We start from the raw sequence: 16,381 nt of genomic DNA, 5'->3' as shown, positions 1-16,381 counted from the left end.
CCCTTACACTACGGTCATTTGACCGGCATAGAGAATGAAAGTACGCAGCATAAGTACGCCAACCAAGCTCAACGTCGTGACCACAAAAACGTAACTGCCTTTGTGGCGCACTTCTGAAGGCGTTAACCAATTGAGAGTCAAAGGCGTTATCATGCCGATGAACACTACGCCAACCCAGAACCATTGAGCCCAGAATCCACTCGAAATAGCATTCCAAGCCGCGACTTCGTTCTGACCACCGCTGAAGATCAGTCCAGTAAAGAATGTCACTAAGACAAACAACTCAAACAACACTACTGGGCGTTCAAATCCGTGCACCCAAGACACACTTGGGCTGCAGGTCGACTCTTTAAACACCAAGATGCCGAACATCAAGCATGCTGCTGCGCCCGAGGACAAACTAGAGAACAGGAACAAGATTGGCAGTACTGGATTGTTTAGCATTGGGTAAGTCTTCAACGCAGACAATAGAAAGCCAGTGTACGCTGCAAGCACGATGGCTAAGAAGCCCAAGAACAATTCAATTGCGTTGTTGGCTTTCCCCGCCTTAATCAAAATGCCATCGGCAAAATCCAGCAGTTTGCTTGGTAACTTCCCTTCACAGAAGCTGATGATTTGATGGCGGAAGATAACGCCAATCCAAACAAACAACACGATCATGTACACTTGGAACAAGATCACGCCCATCGACATCACAGACGTTGGGTTGTAGTAGATCATGATCTTCCAAAACTCTAAAGGCTTGGTTAAATGGAAAATCAAAATTACCAACCCAGCAATGATGCCAAATGGTGCGAGCCAAGCCATCGCTTTCATGATGCCGTTTTTTGCGGGATCACCTTCAATCACTTTGCGTTTTAAATAGATTGAAATCATCACCGCACCCGCTGACATCCCAGCAAGGAATAAGTAAATCGCGATGATCCAATCCCAGACTAACGAGTCAAAGTGGAATACACTTTCGAAGCCGTTCATGATGACACCTCCCCTTTGCTATGCGGAATTTTGTACAGTTTAGGTTGCGTACCTAAATGCGATTTATCGCGATAGACAACATGGCTTTCGATAGCTTTGCTCACCTCGCTAGTTGGGTCATTCAAATCACCAAAGATGAGTGCTTTTGTTGGGCAAGATTCCACGCAAGCTGGCTGCTTACCTTGCGCTAGGTTGGTATCACGGCAGAAGTTACATTTATCCGCAGAGTGATCGACTGGATTAAAGAAGCGCACTTGGTAAGGGCAAGCAGCAAGGCAATAACCACATCCGACACATTTCTCTTTGTGTACATCCACGATGCCGGTCGCTTCATCTTTGTATGCAGCGCCTGTTGGACAAACGTATACACATGGAGGGTTATCACAGTGTTGACAGGATTCGCGAGTAAACTGGTATTCCACATCTGGAAATTCGCCAATCGGTTCACTGCGATGAATTTTAAGTCGGGTCACGCCTTCAGGGACTTTATTTACTTCGCGACAAGCATCAGTACAGGCGGTACAGCCAATACAGGCATTTTCATCATGAACCATACCCATGCGTTTCGCTTGTTCACTGTTGCTGGCATAAAGAGAGGAGCTAACAACGGAAGTGCCTGCAACGCCTGTAGTTAAAATCAACGCGCCGCTGCCGGCTAAAAAGTTTCTTCTCGAACATTTCATGCTATCTCTCCTCTTCTTTGGTAAGTTCAGGTTCGACGGCAAATTCAGAGTGACAATCCACACACTGCTTGATCAGTTGTTTTCTGTCGTACGACAACGCTTTGGTTTTCGCTGCGTGTACATCGTGGCAATTTGAACAAGTGAGGTTTTTGGCGTGCACATCGTGCGTCCAGTGGCTTTCTCTCAGTTGTGTCGGTGCATGGCAATCCACACATCGGCTGTTGGCTTTAAGAATCATGCTTGGATCAAGGAACACTTTGTCGTGTACCTCTTTCGATTGCGCGGCAGAAAACTTAATCACATCAGGCGCGCCTTCACGGTGATCAGGGCCGATGTTGCTATGGCAGTTAGTGCAATTGAGTTGCTTACCTTGACTCAATAACGCTTGCGAATCATGCGATAGATTCAGAGTCTCTTTGGCGTCCTTATGACATTGAAGACACTTGTAGTCTCGGTCACGGATCAACTCGACTTGATGACGCTCAGCTTGAGCACCTTCAATCGGCTCTGAAGAAGTCGCGTGGGCGGCGATGGAGAAACCATAGATGGCAAAGATGAAGAGAAGTTTCAGCATTGTCTCTATGGTCAATTTTATATTGCCCATATTGTTCTTTCCTTAGCTCGATAATAATTGATAACTATTCTCAATTATTTATTTGAGCGACAATTAATTTCCTCTGAAGATATTTTTTAGATCTTCAAATGACATCAATTCTTATTTCGGAAAGCCACAACACTAAACCTATATTTATAATACCTCTATTATTCATAAGGGGTAGAAACACCTGCTCAAAAAGCGAACCAAATCACCCTATTTTTAAAAAGGTTAAGAACCCAAAGCATTGTAGAACAACGACTTAATAACTACCACTTTAGAGGTATATAAATTCAAACATGACTGAGATCACTGGTGTAAATTGATCTAAAACAAGACAAGATTCACTCACTATTTCATCTATCCAATTAAGCAATATTATTAATCGTAGATCTCCAGTTCTTATTTGGAATAGCTCCTCACAACGCTGCTAATAAAAACGAATATGGAGATAACACTGTGAGCATAAAACACTGGATGAGCGCACCTATTGCGGTTGCGACCTTATTCGCCAGCCAATTATTTTTGGTCGGCGCTCCGTTGGCGGCAGAAGAAAAAGGCCTCATCGATCCTCGTAACGATGTCTTTGAACAGAACCACCCTGATCAATACCATTCTTGGAAAGCAACATCCGAAAGTGAGCACATTGAAGATGCTCTAAGTGAAGACCCAAACATGGTTATCCTGTGGGCTGGTTATGGCTTCGCGAAAGACTACAACAAAGCGCGCGGTCACTTTTACGCAATTGATGATGTTCGTCAAACCTTACGTACCGGCGCACCGACTGATGAAAAATCCGGCCCTATGCCGATGGCGTGCTGGAGCTGTAAAAGCCCAGACGTTGCTCGCGTGATTGATGAACGTGGTGAAGACGGTTATTTCGAAGGTAAATGGGCACGCTTAGGCTCAGAAATCGTCAACCCTATCGGTTGTTCCGATTGCCACAACACAGGCTCTGAAGCCTTCAAGAAAGGCGAACCTGCGCTAGCACTGACTCGCCCATACGTCGAGCGTGCTTTTGATACTATTGGTAAAAACTTTGATGGACAGTCTCGCCTAGATAAGCAAGCATCGGTCTGCGCTCAATGTCACGTTGAATACTACTTCACCGGCCCAACTAAAGCGGTTAAATTCCCATGGGATATGGGCACCACCGTTAATGACATGGAGAAATACTACGACGCGTTGAATTTCAAAGATTGGACGCATGCCGTATCTAAAGCGCCGATGCTAAAAGCGCAACATCCAGGTTTCGAAACTTGGAGAGCGGGTATTCATGGTAAAAACAAAGTGGTGTGTGTGGACTGCCACATGCCTAAAGTGACCAAAGAAGACGGTACGGTGTACACAGACCACAAAGTGGGTAACCCATTTGATCGTTTTGAAGACACCTGTGCGCAATGCCATACCCAAACTAAAGAGCAGCTACAAGGCATCGTCTCGACTCGCAAAGCGCAAGTACTGAACATGAAGCTAACCGCCGAGAAGCAAATCGTAGCGGCACACTTTGAAGCAGGCGCAGCGTGGAAAGCAGGTGCAACAGAAGCAGAGATGGAACCTATCCTACAAGATATTCGCCATGCACAATGGCGTTGGGACTACGCGATTGCTTCTCACGGTGTTCACATGCATGCTCCTGAGGTAGCACTTGAAGTACTAGGTACTGCAGTTGACCGCGCTGCTGACGCCCGTACCAAATTGGTTCGTTTACTGGCAACCAAAGGCATTACTGACCCTGTTCAAATTCCAGATATCTCGACCAAAGCGAAAGCACAACAAGCACTAGGCATGGATATGGATAAGATGAACGCAGACAAGAAACACTTCCTAGAAACAGTAGCGCCAGAGTGGGATAAAGCAGCAGCTGAACGCGAAGCCACGTATTAGTCTAACTGGCAACGGTTAACTTATAGATACAACAAGGGGCGTACTGAACGCCCCTTTTCTTTCTTTATTATCTTTATCTCTTCATCCTGATTCTATCGAGAGACAAAAATCGAATGTACTAGCGACGAGGAAGCCTAGGTCTAGGTTGAATATTTGGACGTGCTTTAGGTATCTGCACATTTGGACGAGCAACTGGACGCTGGATCTTCGTTTCCGGTAATGCTTTTCTTTGTTGAACCTTTTCTTTCACCGCCTTGCCTTGTAAAGTCGCTGGTTCAATATGCTCCGGACGATTCTCCCATTGGGTTCGAATCTCTTGCTTTTGCTCGTCAGGCAGTGATTGCCAATGATCGTCAAGTTGGCGTTTCATGTTATCGATATTGGCGGACATATCGTCGTCTTTCCAATCTTCGATTTTGTCTTTGATGGATTGCTGTTGGTCTTCATCTAAACCATTCCACCACTCTTCCAGTTTCTCTTTGTATTCATCGTCGTTATCGCAACAGCCCGGATAGTAATAAATCCAGTAGTCGTCATGATCGTACCACCACGGGTCGTAGTAACCCGATGAATAATAAACCGTAGAGGAAGAGCCAGAATGATCGGAAGAGCTACAACCCGCCAGCACAGAGCCGCACAGCAAAACCAATATGCTTAGTGCTTTATTTTTCATTCGTTGCCCACCTTTCCCTCTATTGCTTGTTAAATTGTACGCTTACAACAGCTCTTTTGCTTTGTTAATAGAGTTAATGATTTGCACCCTATCTAAATTTGGATCATTAGAATCTAATAATAGTACCCAGGCATCAATCGCTTCCTGAAATCGGAATGACAGAAAATGATCATTTGCGATCAAAGACAAAGCGGCTTCATTGTGCGGTTCTATCTGCAAAGCTTGCTCCAAAAGCAAGCTAACTTCTTGCGTCATTGATTGCTGGTGAATGTAGTACAAGGTCGTCGCTTTTGCGGCAAGTTGCGTGGCACTGACTGGCTCAGTCAGTTGGATCGCGTAATCAAAACAAATCAGCGCGCCATCAAATTCCCCCTCTAGCAGGTAGCCCTGCCCGAGTTGGAACCACAATTCAGCGTTGTTCGGGTCTTCACGCAACTGGTCTTGAATCTCTTTCATGATGTCACGAGCAGTCATCATTCGTGACATTTCCGCTTGTATTGGTTTAGGCGGAGTTTGATGCAGCAATAAGAAACTGGCACTCGTCACGACAAGTACTAACAGGCAAAAACCAAACCATTGAGCAGGTTTAACTTTTGATGCACTCAGTGATAAGAGTACGATAAACAACCCCATTAGAGTGATGGCAGCGAAAAACCAAACAGACATAACACGTCCCATAAACAAAGATAACGTCAGTGTACGCATTTCTTACTTTAAATGCGTTGATACAGATACAAAAAAGCCGAGCAACTAAGGCTCGGCTTTTCATATCAGGATAACGATGTAAGATTACTCTTCGTTACCTTCCTCTGCATCATCAGCAGCTGGAGCTTCTGAAGCGTCTTGCTGCGTATTTTCGCCTGTTGACTCTAACGCTTCTGCATCTTCATCAGTAGGCAGCTCTTCATCATCAACTTCTTCAATACGTTGCAAACCAACAACTGATTCATCTTCCGCAGTACGGATAAGCGTTACACCTTGTGTGTTACGACCAACCTGGCTAACTTCACCCACACGAGTACGTACTAACGTGCCAGCGTCGGTGATCATCATCATTTCATCACCTTCAACAACCTGGATAGCACCAACTACCGGGCCATTTCGCTCAGAAACTTTGATAGAAACTACACCTTGAGTGCCACGACCTTTTGTCGGGTACTCGCTAAGTGCTGTACGTTTACCATAACCGTTTTCTGTAACCGTTAGGATGTCGCCTTCGTGCGAAGGAACAATAAGTGATACAACTTGGTCATTTTCAGCCAGTTTCATACCACGAACACCAGAGGCGGTACGACCCATAGGACGAACACCTTTAAACTTGATCTCTGGCTGACCATTCTCATCAAGAACTGGTTTACCATTTTCATCAAGTACTGGAATCTCTTCTGCTTCTTTAAAGCGAACCACTTTCCCCGCTTTAGAGAACAGCATGATTTCGTTTTCGCCGTTAGTGATATCCACACCGATTAACGAATCGTCTTCACGTAGGTTCACAGCGATTAGGCCGTTTGAACGTACGTTTGCAAACTGGTTCAACGGCGTTTTCTTAACCGTACCGTCACCTGTTGCCATGAAGATGAATTTGTCTTCAGAGAATTCATCAACACGTAGAATCGCGGTAATGCGCTCACCTTCTTCTAATGGAAGGATGTTCACAATTGGCTTACCACGCGCAGTACGGCTCGCTAGAGGCAATTGGTAAACTTTCAGGCGGTATGTCTTACCACGAGTAGAGAAACACAAGATGTTATCGTGGGTATTCGCCACTAGAAGACGCTCGATATGGTCTTCATCTTTCATCTTAGTCGCACTCTTACCTTTACCACCACGGCGCTGTGACTCGTAGTCGCTCAGTACTTGGTACTTAACGTAACCACCGTGAGATAGAGTAACCACAACGTCTTCACGTGCGATCAGCTCTTCCATGTCAATATCATGGCTCGCAGCTGTGATTTCTGTACGACGAGCGTCACCAAAGCCGTCACGAACCGCTTCAAGTTCTTCACGGATCACTTCCATCAAACGCTCAGTGCTCGCAAGGATATGCATGAGTTCAGCGATTTCTTCTAGAAGTGTTTTGTATTCGCCAAGAATCTTCTCGTGTTCTAGACCTGTTAGTTTATGTAAACGTAGATCTAGGATAGCTTGTGCTTGTTGCTCAGTCAGGAAGTACTGACCATCACGAATACCATATTCAGGCTCTAGCCATTCAGGGCGCGCAGCATCTGTACCAGCACGCTCTAGCATTGCTGAAACGTTGCCTAAATCCCAACCACGAGCGATAAGACCCGCTTTTGCTTCAGCCGGTGTAGGTGCCTTACGGATAAGCTCAATGATTTCATCAATGTTAGCAAGCGCTAGAGCTAAACCTTCAAGGATATGAGCACGTTCACGCGCTTTACGCAGTTCGAAGATAGTACGACGTGTCACAACTTCACGACGGTGATCAACGAAGCACTTCAGCATATCTTTTAGGTTGAATAGCTGTGGCTGGCCATTGTTTAGGGCCACCATGTTGATACCGAAAGTGGTTTGCAGCTGAGTCTGAGCGTAAAGGTTGTTTAGAACTACTTCGCCCACAGCATCGCGCTTACACTCAATAACAATGCGCATACCGTCTTTATCTGACTCGTCGCGCAGTGCACTGATGCCTTCTACTTTCTTATCTTTAACTAGCTCAGCGATCTTTTCGATCAAGCGAGCTTTGTTCACCTGGTAAGGAATTTCAGTGACGATAATGGTCTCTTTACCATTCTTCTCCACTTCGATGTCCGCTTTCGAACGCATGTAGATTTTGCCACGACCTGTTTTGTACGCGTCTACAATGCCTTTACGACCGCTGATAAGCGCCGCCGTTGGGAAATCAGGACCAGGAATGTAATCCATTAGTTCATCAATAGTGATTTCTTCATTATTGATGTATGCAAGACAGCCATCAATCACTTCGCCAAGGTTATGAGGCGGGATGTTGGTTGCCATACCTACTGCGATACCAGAAGCACCGTTAACCAATAGGTTTGGAATTTTAGTTGGAAGAACCGCTGGGATCTGCTCAGTACCGTCGTAGTTTGGTACGTAGTCTACGGTTTCTTTGTCTAGGTCAGCCAATAGTTCATGGGCAATTTTTGCCATTCGAACTTCGGTGTAACGCATTGCCGCAGCAGAGTCGCCATCGATCGAGCCAAAGTTACCTTGACCATCGACCAGCATGTAACGAAGCGAGAACGGCTGAGCCATACGTACGATTGTGTCGTACACAGCAATATCACCATGTGGGTGATATTTACCGATTACGTCGCCGACAACACGGGCTGATTTTTTATATGGTTTGTTCCAATCGTTGCCTAGTACGTTCATCGCGAATAAAACGCGGCGGTGTACTGGTTTTAGGCCATCACGCACATCTGGAAGAGCACGACCCACGATGACTGACATCGCATAGTCTAGGTATGAACCTCTAAGCTCATCTTCAATGTTTACGGGCGTGATCTCTTTAGCTAAATCGCTCATAGAGCCATTATCCCTCTATTATCTGATCGTAATTACGATACGTGTAAGGTGCAAAAATATAACACACAATTCATCACTTCGGCATCACTTTCCCTCTCCTTTTATCAGGTTGTGAGCTTGGTTATGAATCAAATGTCGAGAATTTGCACACTCATCCCATATCTTTCTGATTAGTGGTTACATTTCGGTCAATATTGAGCAAAATCGGACCCTTTACGCGGAAAAGCGAGGTAAATTCCTTTAACCACACAACGCGAAAATGCAGGTTTTAGAGTTATTATCACTGGCACCAGTTCAAGGATGAACCAAAAACAATAGTTAGCGCTTTACAAATTACAGGCACCTGTCTCGATTGCCGCGCCAGTGAACTCTGTCATTGTCCCTTAACTAAGCACATCGAGGTTGTTTGGGTGTAAAACGTTGGAGTATACTGGCGCCCTCTAAAGGACTCAGATTGAATGCAATAAAACCAATTATGACTAAAGCACAAAACGTCGACCCAAGTGAAATTAAGAAATTCGAGGACATGGCTTCTCGATGGTGGGATTTAGAAGGCGAGTTTAAGCCGCTTCATCAAATTAACCCACTTCGTTTGAACTATGTACTTGAAAAAGCAAATGGCTTGTTTGGCAAGCGAACACTTGATGTCGGCTGTGGTGGTGGCATTCTTGCTGAAAGCATGGCAAAAGAAGGCGCTATTGTGACGGGGCTTGATATGGGTAAAGAACCATTAGAAGTCGCGCGACTACATGCATTAGAAACAGGCACTCAACTGACCTACATTCAGAGCACAATAGAAGACCACGCTATAGAAAACGCAGGAACTTACGATGTCGTGACTTGTATGGAGATGCTTGAACACGTTCCAGATCCTCTCTCCGTTATCCGCTCTTGTGCTGCGCTAGTCAAACCCGGTGGTCACGTGTTTTTCTCAACTTTGAACCGAAACATTAAGTCGTACTTATTTGCTATTGTCGGTGCTGAGAAGCTTCTTAAGATTGTTCCTGAAGGCACTCATGAGCACGATAAGTTTATCAAGCCAGCCGAAATGATGAAGATGATAGACCAAACTGACCTGACGGAAATGGGCATTACTGGGCTTCATTACAACCCTCTAAATGATAGCTACAAACTCGGTCGTAATGTAGATGTAAACTACATCGTTCATACTAAAAAATACTGAACGCTATTAAGTTAAAAAATGAGTTTTGTGATTGACATTTTTTAAAGAAAATGAATCGGAAGCGGTAGCACAAAGTTGCCGCTTTTTTTGTCTTTTTATGGCTAAAATTCGTGCTCTAGATTCCATTTTGACCAAGCCATTTTTCGTAGATAAAAACGGCCAAAGATCAAGGAAAATATTTTTGCATGCGGTTATTTCTAAACCGATCTCGAAACCGTACTTTTAACCATTCAAGTCTGCCCTTTTCTCATCGGTTAGTGTTCACTTACTGATTTTTTTCATTTTGTCAGTTATCCACAAGTCATCCCAAACCTGTACCTTGATAAATCAGTGTAATAGCACTATCTTGTAACCCGCAAACAAATGAACCCCTATATGTTGTGTTTAAGCGACAATATATAGATAGACTTTGATCACAAAGCCGCCGCAAGCTTTACTCATATTGCACATAAACAAACAAAAATACGGCTTTTATCAGTTTTCTTAGGGAAATAAAGCAGAATGAACCAACAACTTACCGTCACCAAGCGTGATGGCCGTAAAGAAAGTATCGATCTGGATAAAATCCACCGCGTTATCACTTGGGCTGCAGAAGGTCTAGATAATGTTTCGGTTTCTCAAGTAGAACTTCGCGCTCACATCCAGTTTTACGACGGCATCACAACGACAGATATTCACGAGACAATCATCAAGTCTGCGGCAGACCTGATCTCTGAAGAGACTCCGGATTACCAATACCTAGCTGCTCGCCTAGCGGTATTCCATCTGCGTAAAAAAGCGTATGGCCAATACGAGCCACCAACGCTTTATGATCACGTGTCTCGCCTCGTCGATATGGGTAAGTACGATCAACATATTCTAGAAGACTACACAAAAGCAGAACTCGACGAACTTGATGCGTACCTCGACCATAAACGCGACCTAAATTTCTCATACGCGGCAGTTAAGCAGCTAGAGGGTAAGTACTTCGTACAGAACCGTGTTACGGGCCAAATTTACGAAAGTGCTCAGTTCTTATACATCCTTGTAGCAGCGTGCTTATTTGCGAAATATCCAAAAGCGACACGTCTTGATTACATCAAACGTTTCTACGATGCGACATCGACATTTAAGATTTCTCTACCTACGCCAATTATGTCTGGCGTGCGTACCCCTACTCGCCAGTTCAGCTCATGTGTTCTGATCGAGTGTGGCGACAGTCTTGATTCTATTAACGCAACAGCAAGCTCAATTGTTCGTTACGTATCTCAGCGCGCTGGTATTGGTATCAACGCAGGTCGTATCCGTGCATTAGGCTCAGAGATTCGCGGTGGTGAAGCATTCCACACTGGTTGTATTCCGTTCTACAAGTACTTCCAAACAGCAGTAAAATGTTGTTCACAAGGTGGTGTACGTGGTGGCGCAGCTACTGTGTTCTACCCAATGTGGCACGGTGAAGCACGCTCACTAATGGTACTTAAGAACAACCGTGGTGTTGAAGAAAACCGTGTTCGTCACATGGACTACGGTGTTCAGTTAAACAAACTGATGTACCAACGTTTAGTTGAAGGCGGCAATATTACGCTATTCTCACCATCTGATGTACCTGGTCTGTACGACGCATTCTTCGAAAACCAAGAAGAGTTTGAGCGTCTATACGTGAAGTACGAGAACGATCCTTCAATCAAGAAAGAAACGGTTAAAGCGATTGAAATGTTCACTCTGCTAATGCAAGAGCGTGCATCAACGGGTCGTATCTACATCCAGAACGTGGACCACTGTAATACTCACAGCCCATTTGATTCTGAAGTTGCTCCAGTTCGTCAGTCGAACCTATGTTTAGAAATCGCACTACCAACGAAACCATTAACTAACGTTGAAGATGACTCAGGCGAGATCGCACTGTGTACGCTTTCTGCATTCAACTTAGGTGCTATCAAGTCTCTAGATGATTTCGAAGAGCTATCCGATCTTGTTGTTCGTGCGTTAGATGCACTGCTTGATTACCAAGATTACCCTCTACCAGCGGCATACAAATCGACTATGAACCGTCGTACGCTAGGTGTTGGTGTGATTAACTTTGCTTACTACTTAGCGAAGAATGGCGTGAAATACTCTGACGGTAGCGCGAACGGCCTAACTCACCGTACGTTCGAAGCAATGCAGTACTACCTATTGAAAGCATCTGTAGCACTGGCGAAAGAACAAGGTAAGTGCCCTTCATTCGACGAGACGAACTACGCGAAAGGCTTACTGCCGATTGATACGTATAAGAAAGATATCGACCTAATTTGTGACGAAGCGCTGCACTACGACTGGGACAGCCTACGTAAAGAAATTATGGAGCACGGCCTACGTAACTCAACACTGACTGCGCTAATGCCTTCTGAGACTTCTTCTCAGATTTCAAACGCAACTAACGGTATTGAGCCACCACGTGGTTACGTTTCAGTAAAAGCTTCGAAAGACGGTATCCTGAAGCAAGTTGTACCAGAGTTCACAGAACTTAAAGACAGCTATGAACTGCTTTGGAATATCGGTTCGAACGACGGTTATCTACACCTTGTGGGTATTATGCAGAAGTTTGTTGACCAAGCTATCTCTGCTAATACTAACTACGACCCGTCACGTTACGAGACTGGCAAGGTTCCAATGAAGAAACTACTTCAAGACCTGCTAACAGCGTATAAGTTTGGTGTGAAAACGCTTTACTACCACAACACTCGTGATGGCGCGAAAGATGAACAGAAAGACGCTGTTCAACCACAAGATGACGATTGTGCTGGCGGCGGTTGTAAGATTTAATCTTCCCGTACCTAGCGAACCCGTAAAGACAGACTATCGATAACCTCCCCCTTACGGGGAGGTTTAAAAGGAATTGAGGCATTATGGCTTACAGTACTTTTAACCAAAAAAAGAATGACCAATTGAAGGAACCAATGTTCCTAGGTCAATCAGTAAACGTTGCACGTTACGACCAACAAAAGTTTGAGATTTTCGAAAAACTTATCGAGAAACAACTTTCTTTCTTCTGGCGTCCAGAAGAAGTAGACGTATCTAGCGACCGTATCGATTACAACAAACTGCCAGATCACGAGAAGCACATCTTCATCTCTAACTTGAAGTACCAAACGCTTCTTGACTCTATCCAAGGCCGCAGCCCTAACGTGGCACTGCTGCCGCTTGTGTCTCTACCAGAACTAGAGACTTGGATTGAGACTTGGTCTTTCTCTGAAACGATTCACTCTCGTTCTTACACACACATTATTCGTAACATCGTGAACGATCCTGCTGTAGTGTTTGATGATATCGTTGAGAACGAGCACATTCTGAAGCGTGCAAAAGACATCGCGCACTACTACGACGATTTGATTCAAGCGACGAATGATTACCATCGCTACGGTGAAGGTGAGCATGTCCTTAACGGTGAAACGGTTAAGGTTAGTCTGTACGATCTTAAGAAGAAGCTGTACATCTGTTTGATGTCTGTTAACGCACTAGAAGCTATTCGTTTTTACGTCAGTTTCGCATGTTCTTTCGCTTTCGCAGAACGCGAACTAATGGAAGGTAACGCGAAAATCATCAAGCTGATCGCTCGTGACGAAGCACTTCACTTAAACGGCACGCAGCACATGATCAACCTGCTACGTAACGGTCAAGATGACTTCACTTTCATGCAAATCGCAGAAGAGGCAAAACAGGACTGTTTTGACCTATTCAAAGAAGCGGCTGAGCAAGAAAAAGAGTGGGCAGAGTATCTATTCAAAGATGGCTCTATGATCGGTCTAAACAAAGACATCCTAAGCCAATACGTTGAATACATCACAAATATTCGTATGCAAGCGGTAGGTCTACCAGCAGCGTATCCAAAAGCAACAACCAACCCAATTCCATGGATTAACGCTTGGTTGTCTTCAGATAACGTTCAAGTTGCGCCTCAAGAAGCAGAAATCTCTTCTTACCTTGTGGGTCAAATTGACAATGAAGTTCGCGCAGATGACTTCGAAGGATTCGAGCTGTAATGGCAACACTCAAAATCAACAAACTGATCAGCATTGAATCCAACCCTTCCAATACGATTTTGGAAACAATGGAGCAAGCTGGCCTATTACCAGAATACAACTGCCGTGATGGGCACTGCGGCGCCTGTCGCTGCAAATTGGAGTCTGGTGAAGTGGAGTATGTTGGTTTTGCCATGGCTTACACACAAAGTGATGAAATATTACCTTGTATCTGTAAAGCAAAATCAGATTTGTCACTTAGCGGCGTTAACTACGCGATGAAAGAAAAGCAGCGCGCATAACGTTGACTCGACGGTATAAAATGCAAAAGCCAAGGTAATCACCTTGGCTTTTTTGTCTCTGTTTTTTGTCTCTCAGACTACTGTAGAGAGCTTTGGTTATAAAGCACTGCTCGGGAGGTGCATCTCTTTAACTTTCTCTAAAAATGCATAATGCGCAAACATCGGTTTACGTTCTAGGTAGCGACGCAACAAGTCTAGTGCTGCCGTGCTGATCACTTTAACTTGATCACTGCGCTGATACTTTTTCGAGAGTTTATATAACGCTCCCCACTCGCCTGACGGTGTCGATAAAGCGACGGAAAAAACGCCCTCTTCAATATGGCCAGTGACGAGTGATAAATCCGTCCCACACTTCTCTCGCGTAGCACCAGCCAGAGCAAACGTTTCTGCTAATGGATCTCCGCTGTTGCCCATCGCCTGAGTCAGGCTCGGTAGTACCCAACCATGCCCTAGTTGCTTTTCAGCGTTTTCATCACTGTTTAGCCAGTACGTTAAGTATCCCCTGCTACTTTTTTCGGAGGTCGACACTGTTAGTCCTTTATCGACCAACAACTGGCCGACATTTTCAACCATAGGTAAGTCAATACTAACGGTATTACTCTCAAGGTGTTTATTAATTATCTGTACTAGTTTCAAACGCTGTTCAAGCTGATCTGAAGGACCAAAAAGTTTCACTTCAATAAAAGGCAAGTAAGAGCGATACCCTAGCTCATAGCCTTGAGGAAGTTTTAGCTGATCTAGCTTATCTGAAATACCGGATTCAGACAGACCAAACGTGTAGATTCGGCTACAACATGAACCTTGCACATCGGGAAACACTCTTCTCAGATCGGGAAGAATTTGCGTCTCTGCCATGAGCTTAAATTCACTTGGTACACCCGGTGTGAAATAAAAAATGGCATCATTAATCAGCATTTTGAAACCGCAAGCAGTGCCTATCGGGTTGTCCAATATCTCTGCCGTTTCTGGCAGCATTGCTTGCTTTAAATTACTGTCCGGCATAGGGATGCCACGTCGAGCATACAAACTTTCTAGATGCTGCAACCACTCTTTGAATAGCACCAGTTTACAATCGGCGGCTCTCGCGGCGGCGGCGGCACTCATGTCATCCGTTGTAGGGCCTAAACCACCATTAACAATAACCACATCGTTGTTAAAGCTGAGCATTAAAAACTCTTCAACCAAACTCGATAGGCTATCACCAACCGTTGAGCGCTTTGTTAAGCCAAATCCATGTTGATAAAACAGGCTAGACAACCATGCCGCATTAGTATCAACAATATCACCGTGGAGGACTTCCTCACCAGTACTAAGCATTGCTATTTTCACAACTGACTCCTGAACGTAAGCACAATCCTATTTTCGTTATAGCGCTTATTTTTCTTTTTATTTGGACAAATCTCGCCGAGGTTTGTTGGGACTAAATAAGGGTCAAGTGTTTAAATGATTGATGTTTTGAGGGATAATTACGAGCCCGAACATACACCATTAACTCGGAGACCTTTGTGTCAAAATCATCCATGTTCAAGACGACTCTAACAGGCCTTTGCTTGGCTTCGTCAGCGCTTGCGCAAGCAAGTCACTATGACCTAAGCCGTCATACAGAGTTTTCTTACACACCTGATTGCTTGTCAGGTTACTGCGAAACGACGACTCTGTACACCTTCGAGGCTCAAAATCGCGGTGTTATGTATGAACAGAATAATGATGATTCGCTAAACCTTGACGCAGGGCTTCAGCCTAAACATCTCATCATCCCTCAAGATAAAGACTGGGATTATCTGATGGGTCAAACCTACACCATTCTAGGTCTCAGTATCGCGACCGTAGGCATGATGACTTTTCTTCCAGAAAGTATCACCAAATGGGACGAAGAAGACCGAGACATGAGTAAGTTGGGGCAAAAGTGGAAAGATAATGTCTCTGACGGCCCCGTTTGGGATCGCGATGAACATGTCCTCAACTACATCATGCACCCATATTTTGGCGGCGTTTACTACACGGCAGCACGTCACGCTGGCTATAATGAATTTCAGTCGTTTTTGTACTCCGCAACGATGTCGACGTTCTTTTGGGAGTATGGCGTGGAGGCGTTCGCAGAAGTACCATCTTGGCAGGATATTTTTATCACACCATTCTTTGGTGCTGTTGTTGGTGAAATGATGTTAACGGCTGAGCAAGACATTATTGCAAACGGCGGCGAAGTTATGGGCTCTGAAACCGCAGGTGATGTTTCGCTCTTCTTCTTAAACCCTGTTGGACATATTCATTATTGGGTAACTGATGCATGGGGCGGTAGTGCAGAACTACAATTCAATTCATCACCTTGGTTTGGAAACCAAGATGTTGCAAAATTCGCCATGGACGCAGGCGCAAACTATGACAGTCAATTTTATGGTGTCGAGTTAAAAGTAACCTTCTAATCCTAAGTTGATACTCGGTAAAAAGCAGCCTTACGATGGCTGCTTTTTTGTGCTCTGAACATTGTTTTAATTATTTGCATCACGAATTAGTGTTAAAAATTGACTTTCATCAAACATTACCCGCCCTTAGCACCTACACTAAATAAAAGGATTTATTCCAATAACTTAAG

13 protein-coding genes are annotated in these 16,381 nt (G+C 44.6%); 6 read left to right on the top strand and 7 right to left on the bottom strand.

The annotated features are described in order from the left end of the window. Positions 1-3: 3 nt before the first annotated feature. Genes nrfD through nrfB form a run of 3 tightly spaced genes read right to left on the bottom strand, consistent with a single transcriptional unit; the run spans position 4 to position 2,262 of the window. Positions 4-975: a cytochrome c nitrite reductase subunit NrfD gene (gene nrfD / locus R7H07_RS16910; protein ID WP_025767279.1), complete on the bottom strand. Its 972-nt coding sequence runs from the start codon at positions 973-975 to the stop codon at positions 4-6. Next, positions 972-1,658: a cytochrome c nitrite reductase Fe-S protein gene (nrfC, locus tag R7H07_RS16905; protein ID WP_017636123.1), complete on the bottom strand. Its 687-nt coding sequence runs from the start codon at positions 1,656-1,658 to the stop codon at positions 972-974. The genes nrfD and nrfC overlap by 4 nt, the downstream gene beginning before the upstream one ends. 1 nt (position 1,659) lies before the next feature. Then, complete coding sequence (gene nrfB, locus R7H07_RS16900; protein ID WP_054701239.1) at positions 1,660-2,262, bottom strand: cytochrome c nitrite reductase pentaheme subunit; 603 nt, start codon at positions 2,260-2,262, stop codon at positions 1,660-1,662. A gap of 450 nt (positions 2,263-2,712) precedes the next feature. On the opposite strand from nrfB, the gene nrfA reads away from it, so the two are divergent. Next, on the top strand, positions 2,713-4,140 hold the full coding sequence (nrfA, locus tag R7H07_RS16895) for an ammonia-forming nitrite reductase cytochrome c552 subunit (protein WP_085569792.1): 1,428 nt from the start codon (positions 2,713-2,715) through the stop codon (positions 4,138-4,140). Positions 4,141-4,258: 118 nt separating this feature from the next. Here nrfA and R7H07_RS16890 read toward each other — a convergent pair whose 3' ends face one another. The 3 genes from R7H07_RS16890 to gyrA all read right to left on the bottom strand — a co-directional run bounded on the left by R7H07_RS16890 (position 4,259) and on the right by gyrA (position 8,323). Next, positions 4,259-4,813 carry a hypothetical protein gene (locus R7H07_RS16890; RefSeq protein WP_017636126.1) on the bottom strand — a complete coding sequence of 185 codons (555 nt, stop codon included), beginning with the start codon at positions 4,811-4,813 and terminating at the stop codon, positions 4,259-4,261. Between the two features lie 42 nt (positions 4,814-4,855). Continuing rightward, entirely contained in the window at positions 4,856-5,479 is a 624-nt protein-coding gene (locus R7H07_RS16885) for a tetratricopeptide repeat protein (RefSeq protein WP_054701274.1), read from the bottom strand. Positions 5,480-5,602: 123 nt separating this feature from the next. Further along, positions 5,603-8,323: a DNA topoisomerase (ATP-hydrolyzing) subunit A gene (gene gyrA / locus R7H07_RS16880; RefSeq protein ID WP_206959889.1), complete on the bottom strand. Its 2,721-nt coding sequence runs from the start codon at positions 8,321-8,323 to the stop codon at positions 5,603-5,605. Positions 8,324-8,798: 475 nt separating this feature from the next. On the opposite strand from gyrA, the gene ubiG reads away from it, so the two are divergent. From ubiG to yfaE, 4 genes are all read left to right on the top strand, one after another. After that, a complete protein-coding gene (gene ubiG, locus R7H07_RS16875) occupies positions 8,799-9,506 on the top strand; it encodes a bifunctional 2-polyprenyl-6-hydroxyphenol methylase/3-demethylubiquinol 3-O-methyltransferase UbiG (RefSeq protein WP_017636129.1) in 708 nt (235 codons plus the stop codon). 501 nt (positions 9,507-10,007) lie between these two features. After that, on the top strand, positions 10,008-12,290 hold the full coding sequence (nrdA, locus tag R7H07_RS16870; protein ID WP_005376819.1) for a class 1a ribonucleoside-diphosphate reductase subunit alpha: 2,283 nt from the start codon (positions 10,008-10,010) through the stop codon (positions 12,288-12,290). 83 nt (positions 12,291-12,373) lie between these two features. Continuing rightward, positions 12,374-13,507 carry a class Ia ribonucleoside-diphosphate reductase subunit beta gene (gene nrdB / locus R7H07_RS16865; protein ID WP_064368593.1) on the top strand — a complete coding sequence of 378 codons (1,134 nt, stop codon included), beginning with the start codon at positions 12,374-12,376 and terminating at the stop codon, positions 13,505-13,507. Continuing rightward, positions 13,507-13,788: a class I ribonucleotide reductase maintenance protein YfaE gene (yfaE, locus tag R7H07_RS16860; RefSeq protein ID WP_005376817.1), complete on the top strand. Its 282-nt coding sequence runs from the start codon at positions 13,507-13,509 to the stop codon at positions 13,786-13,788. The genes nrdB and yfaE overlap by 1 nt, the downstream gene beginning before the upstream one ends. Positions 13,789-13,884: 96 nt before the next feature. Here yfaE and R7H07_RS16855 read toward each other — a convergent pair whose 3' ends face one another. Continuing rightward, a complete protein-coding gene (locus tag R7H07_RS16855; RefSeq protein WP_042522801.1) occupies positions 13,885-15,117 on the bottom strand; it encodes a CinA family nicotinamide mononucleotide deamidase-related protein in 1,233 nt (410 codons plus the stop codon). 191 nt (positions 15,118-15,308) lie between these two features. On the opposite strand from R7H07_RS16855, the gene R7H07_RS16850 reads away from it, so the two are divergent. Beyond that, positions 15,309-16,211, top strand: coding sequence for a DUF3943 domain-containing protein (locus R7H07_RS16850; protein WP_033905662.1), 903 nt, complete (start codon positions 15,309-15,311; stop codon positions 16,209-16,211). Positions 16,212-16,381: the final 170 nt, after the last annotated feature.

Source organism: Vibrio sp. Vb1127 (assembly GCF_033338735.1).
In the GTDB taxonomy this organism is placed as follows: Bacteria; Pseudomonadota; Gammaproteobacteria; order Enterobacterales; family Vibrionaceae; genus Vibrio; species Vibrio alginolyticus.
The sequence above is the reverse complement of the archived record's forward strand: the minus strand, read 5'-3'. Positions and strand labels throughout refer to the sequence as shown.

Excerpts from the sequence above, each read along its gene's own strand:
- gyrA (WP_206959889.1), bottom strand. The coding sequence starts at position 8,323 with ATGAGCGATTTAGCTAAAGAGATCACGCCCGTAAACATTGAAGATGAG.
- nrdB (WP_064368593.1), top strand. The coding sequence starts at position 12,374 with ATGGCTTACAGTACTTTTAACCAAAAAAAGAATGACCAATTGAAGGAA.
- nrdA (WP_005376819.1), top strand. The coding sequence starts at position 10,008 with ATGAACCAACAACTTACCGTCACCAAGCGTGATGGCCGTAAAGAAAGT.
- nrfB (WP_054701239.1), bottom strand. The coding sequence starts at position 2,262 with ATGGGCAATATAAAATTGACCATAGAGACAATGCTGAAACTTCTCTTC.
- R7H07_RS16890 (WP_017636126.1), bottom strand. The coding sequence starts at position 4,813 with ATGAAAAATAAAGCACTAAGCATATTGGTTTTGCTGTGCGGCTCTGTG.
- ubiG (WP_017636129.1), top strand. The coding sequence starts at position 8,799 with ATGACTAAAGCACAAAACGTCGACCCAAGTGAAATTAAGAAATTCGAG.
- yfaE (WP_005376817.1), top strand. The coding sequence starts at position 13,507 with ATGGCAACACTCAAAATCAACAAACTGATCAGCATTGAATCCAACCCT.
- R7H07_RS16885 (WP_054701274.1), bottom strand. The coding sequence starts at position 5,479 with ATGTCTGTTTGGTTTTTCGCTGCCATCACTCTAATGGGGTTGTTTATC.
- nrfC (WP_017636123.1), bottom strand. The coding sequence starts at position 1,658 with ATGAAATGTTCGAGAAGAAACTTTTTAGCCGGCAGCGGCGCGTTGATT.
- nrfD (WP_025767279.1), bottom strand. The coding sequence starts at position 975 with ATGAACGGCTTCGAAAGTGTATTCCACTTTGACTCGTTAGTCTGGGAT.
- R7H07_RS16850 (WP_033905662.1), top strand. The coding sequence starts at position 15,309 with ATGTTCAAGACGACTCTAACAGGCCTTTGCTTGGCTTCGTCAGCGCTT.